General features: G+C 65.6%; 3 protein-coding genes and 1 pseudogene. 2 read left to right on the top strand and 2 right to left on the bottom strand.

All coding sequences use genetic code 11. From position 1 onward, the window contains the following. On the bottom strand, positions 1-401 hold a 401-nt coding region (locus ACIBJF_RS52260), incomplete at its 3' end, for a recombinase family protein (RefSeq protein ID WP_399184935.1). 547 nt (positions 402-948) lie between these two features. Here ACIBJF_RS52260 and ACIBJF_RS52255 point away from each other — a divergent pair. Next, a complete protein-coding gene (locus ACIBJF_RS52255; RefSeq protein ID WP_399184934.1) occupies positions 949-2,112 on the top strand; it encodes an IS4 family transposase in 1,164 nt (387 codons plus the stop codon). Between the two features lie 709 nt (positions 2,113-2,821). Continuing rightward, positions 2,822-3,457 (top strand): SMI1/KNR4 family protein, encoded by a 636-nt coding sequence (locus ACIBJF_RS52250; protein WP_399184933.1) that lies wholly within the window; start codon positions 2,822-2,824, stop codon positions 3,455-3,457. Positions 3,458-3,515: 58 nt separating this feature from the next. On the opposite strand, the pseudogene ACIBJF_RS52245 reads toward ACIBJF_RS52250, so the two are convergent. Then, a pseudogene (locus tag ACIBJF_RS52245) lies at positions 3,516-4,637 on the bottom strand (hypothetical protein); the annotation flags it as partial.

Below are 4,637 nucleotides of genomic sequence, written 5' to 3'. Positions count from 1 at the left end.
CAGACTGCCTCCAGCTTCACCCGACCGCTGCGACGGCCAGGCGGTGGAGCCCTTCCATCTCCACACGAATCCGTAGTACTTCGTGGCGCACCGATGAGCTGATACCAGTCCTTCCCCGATCGTGCCAGGCGAGACATCTCGATGCCCAGCACCAGGCCGACATGGTCCAGCCCGATCTCGGTGACCAGACGCTGGAACCCCGACCGTGCGACCGCACTCGCCCCGGAACGACCCAGGTCCTCATCGATCACCACCACCCGCGAAGCAGGCCAGCCCAGCGCAGCGGCCCGGTCCACCAGCGCGTACTGCAACCGGGTCGACTCCTGGTGATCCGCGACCTGCTGCATGCTGGACTGCCGCACATACACGACCGCGAGCCTGGTCAGCTGCCGGTCGCTCACCTTGCTCCCCGACCGCTCCCACGGCAACAGTGCCGTCATGACCGGCCCGCCTCACCGCTCACCAACGGAGCAGCCGTGTCCGGCAGAGCCCGGCCCGCCAACACCGCCAGCCACCGCACCGCCAGCAGCCGGTTCACCTCCGGCAGCCCCGCACACACTTCCTCGCCCAGACCCTGACCGGTCAGGCTCTGGGGCAGCCGCCCCCTGCGTCGTCCACGACGACTCGCTCTCCTCTTCACCCTGCCGAGCCCGCAGCCGCTCGACCACCGCGACCAGCCGCAACAGCCCCTCACGCCCGATTACCGGCACATCACCTACCTGATACCCATTCATAGGTGCAGTGTGCTTGGCAGATTGAGGAATGCTTCCAGAGCGCGAAACAGGAATGCGGCCTTCACGACTACCAAGTCCGCCGCTATCCCGGCTGGCACCGCCACATGACCCTGGCCATGGCCCAACGTCGCTCGGTTAGCCCAAGATCGTCTATGATCTCGATCTTGTGCCAAGGGACCACATAGCTGGTGAGACGTACCCGGAGCGGATCCGGATGGGTGTGCTGTCGCGGACCTTCACGCCCGAGCTGGTCGATTTCGTGGTCGACGAGGCTGGGGCGCGCGAGGAGCGCACGCGGTCGCTGCCCGCGCGGCTGACGGTCTACTTCGTGCTGACGATGTGGTTGTTCACGGGTTACGGATACGGTTTGGTGCTGCGGGAGTTGGTGGAGCATTGGCCGCGCCGTACCGGCGAGGGCTGGCGGCCGGCCCGCACGGGGTCGCTGACGGAGGCCCGCAAGCGGCTTGGCCCAGGGCCGCTGCGGCTGCTGTTCGACCGGGTCGCCGGGACGAGCGGGACACCGGCCACGCCCGGGGCGTTCTGGCGCGGCCTGCGGTTGACGTCCCTGGACGGCACGCTGTTTGACGTGCCCGCCAGCGAGGCCAATGCCGCGGCCTACGGCCGGGCCGCCAACGGGAGTCGGCCCGGACCGTTCCCTCAGGTGCGGCTGCTGGCGCTGGTGGAGTGCGGTACCAAGGCGATGATCGGCACGGTCTTCGACTCCTTCGCGGTGGGCGAGCGGACCCTGGCCTACCGCCTGCTGGTGCACCTGCACACCGGGATGCTGCTGATGGCCGACCGGGGCTTTCCCGCCTTCGACCTGTGGCAGGCCGCCGCCGGCACAGGGGCCCAACTCCTGTGGCGCGCCTCGGACTCCTTCACTTTGCCAGTGGACCAGGTGCTGCGGGACGGTAGCTACCTCTCCCACCTCAACGGTGCGCGTGGGAAGCGGACCACGGTGCGGGTGATCGAGTACACGGTGGTGACCGCGACCTTGGACACCGACGGTGTCAGCGAGGAGACCTCCGAGCTGTTCTGTCTGATCACCACGCTGCTCGATCCGGGCTCGGCGCCCGCCCGCGAGCTGGCGGAGCTGTACACGGCGCGCTGGACCAGCGAAACGATCTTCAAGCACATCAAGATCGAGCAGCGAGGTGGGCGGACTGCCACCCTGCGCTCGATGAGCCCCGCCATGGTCGAGCAGGAACTGTGGGCCATGCTGTGCGTCTACCAGGCCATCCACCAGCTGGCCGCCGAGTCCGCCCACCGTGCGCACCTCCCCGTCTCGCACATCAGCTTCAAGCAGACCCTCGCCGCCGCCCGACGCTCCATCGGCGCGGACTTTCCCCCCTCGGCAGCTGGCCGCCAAGATCCGTGACGTCCAGGCCGACCTGGTCCGCGAGGCCGTCAAGCCCCGCCCCGGACGCGCCGCACCCCGCGCCACCAAGCGCAGCAGCACCGGCTACCGCACCCTGCGGCCAGACGAGCCGGCCACCACCCACGTCACCCACACCGTCGAACTCCAGCTCTTCGCCGAAGACCAACGCCCCGCACCACCGAGCAGCCCAGCGATCACGCAGATGAGCGTGTCTGGCCGGACGTCACCTCAACCTCGACGGATGGCGCCAGCTGCCTAATCAAGCGACATTGGGCCATGGCCGCCCACGCCTGCCTGACCGTGCTGCGAGCCCGCGAGCCGCATGCCGGGAAAGCAGAAGCGGATCCTCCCAGCTCATCCACCTCAGCCTCGCCGAAATACGACGGTTGATCACCTGCCTCACCAACCACCGACCCACGCCCGCCGACCACATCCTGAACTGGTCCACCTGGCGCCGACGACGACAACACCAAGCCCGCACCAGCCACTACAAACGCCGCGGACGCAGTCCCTGACCTGGCCATCAGTCACAGCAAGCACCGTCGCAGTACTAAACCTCGGGGGAGGGGACGCGGGCAACGAGTTCGGTGGCAAAGTGTCGGGCGGGCCTGGACTCCCCGGTCGTGATCGGCTCTACTGCACTCGGTCGCTTGCTCGGGCGCCTGCCGGAAATGGAGTGTGATGGATTGGCAGTTGTTAGGGTCGCCGCATGACTGATTCACTCGATGACGTACTGGGTCACCTCGATGCATGGCTAGGGGCTAACGCTCCAGCGGATTATGCTGCGTTGAATCCTCCGGCTACGCAGGATGATATCGACGCCATTACTGACCGACGGTTCGACCTGCATCCCGATCTCGTGACGTGGTTGCGGCGTCATGACGGGTCGTCCGCCACCAGCCATGCGGGCCCAGGGGTCATCCTTCCTGGGGGTTTCATCTTGCTCACCTCGGCTGGAATGCGTGACGGGCAGCGGTGGATGGAGGAAGGCATCGCTGAGTGGATCGATGCGAACGAGTCGGAAGACCCTGACCTACGTGACATTTACGACGGTGTGTATGGGTACTCGTTCCACGTACGGTGGGTTCCGATCGCCTCTGATCTCACGGGCGGGAAGCTCATCGTTGATCACCGTGCCGGAGACGGGTTCGGGAACGTGCTATACGGCCTGCAGACCGGTGACACGGACGCGCCGGTGAAGGTTTGGGACAGTCTTCATCAGATGTTCCAGCAGCTTCTGGGAGCTCTCGCGGAGGAAGTTCCCATGCGGTTTGCCGACTATGCCGAGCCGCAGACGCCAAGCGTGAGCGGCGCAGGTCATGATGCACACGTGATGTGGGCATGAAGCACTGAGGCGGTCCGGAGCAGGAAACTACTCCGGACCGCCACCTTGTTCCAACCAGCTAGTGCGGCTGAACCACGCAGACTTCATCGGGGCGACAGCCCTCGAGGTCCGGGGCCTTGATGTAGAAGGGATCGTTGTCGTCTACGCGGGCCTTCTTGTAGAAGGAGCCGACGTCGCGGCCCGCGCCCTCGTTCTGTTTCGCGGACATCGATGCCCGTCCGCAGACTTCCTGCCACGTGGGCGCAGCGACTCCCGGGCGGTCGTCGTAGTACATGCGCCACTTGCCGTCACTGGCACTCTTCTGGGCGTACAGCTGAATGCACTCGTCGCCGCTGTCGACGAACTGACCGCCGCTTTCCTTCGTTGACGCGAAGGGGTACTCATCGCATTGCCGGCCGTCGGGGCTGTTTGTGGTCGCCTCAGGGGTTGCCTTGTCGTATGGCTTCCAGGAGTTGGGGCACACCACTCCTCTGTTCTTGTCCCGCACGCTCTGGTCGATCTCCCGGTGGAGCGGCGTTTTGTGTTCCTCGCTGCCCGGGTGTGACGGCAGTTCCTCGCGGAGCAGCCAGTAGTACGCAGCAGCGACCGGGTACTTCCGATCGTTCACGGTGTATGTCGGTATGTGCTTGTAGAAGATGCATCCGGTGGAGTTGGGGACGGTCACCGAGTTGTCGCAGCGGATTTGGTCGAACAGCGAGATCTCTGGCTTGTCGACGGGGACAACGCCTTGCCAATTGGGGCTGTCTGCCTTGAAGCTCAGGTACACGCCTCGGTCGAACTTCTCGGAGGTGCCGGCGGTCGGCGTGGTCCATGTGTTCGACTTCGTCGCGGACGCCCAGTGCTTGTCGGTCAGGCTTGTCCAGGTCGCGTCGGTCCAGTTCGTGGTATAGGTGGCGTCGCAGTCCGGGGTGCAGGGGGTCTGCCAGTAGTCGAGGGAGACGGCGCCGAGATCGGTGTCCATGTCCACGGGCACGATCGACATGCGTTCCGTGAAGGTTGCTTTGTTCTGCGTCTTCGTCTCTACGAATATGTTGAACGCGGCGGACGCGGTTTCGATGGCGCCGTCGGGGTCTTTCTTGGTCCAGCCTCGATTCTTCCGCAGCCTGATCGTGTTGGGTGATCCGGTGGTTTGCCCTGGTTCGTCTCGCCGGTGCGGACGTGGGGCCGTCGCATGACGCTG

The organism is Streptomyces sp. NPDC050743, from assembly GCF_044456925.1.
GTDB lineage: Bacteria > Actinomycetota > Actinomycetes > Streptomycetales > Streptomycetaceae > Streptomyces.
The sequence above is the reverse complement of the archived record's forward strand: the minus strand, read 5'-3'. Positions and strand labels throughout refer to the sequence as shown.

Coding starts and splice junctions, on each gene's coding strand:
- ACIBJF_RS52255 (WP_399184934.1), top strand. CDS start 949: ATGGGTGTGCTGTCGCGGACCTTCACGCCCGAGCTGGTCGATTTCGTG.
- ACIBJF_RS52250 (WP_399184933.1), top strand. CDS start 2,822: ATGACTGATTCACTCGATGACGTACTGGGTCACCTCGATGCATGGCTA.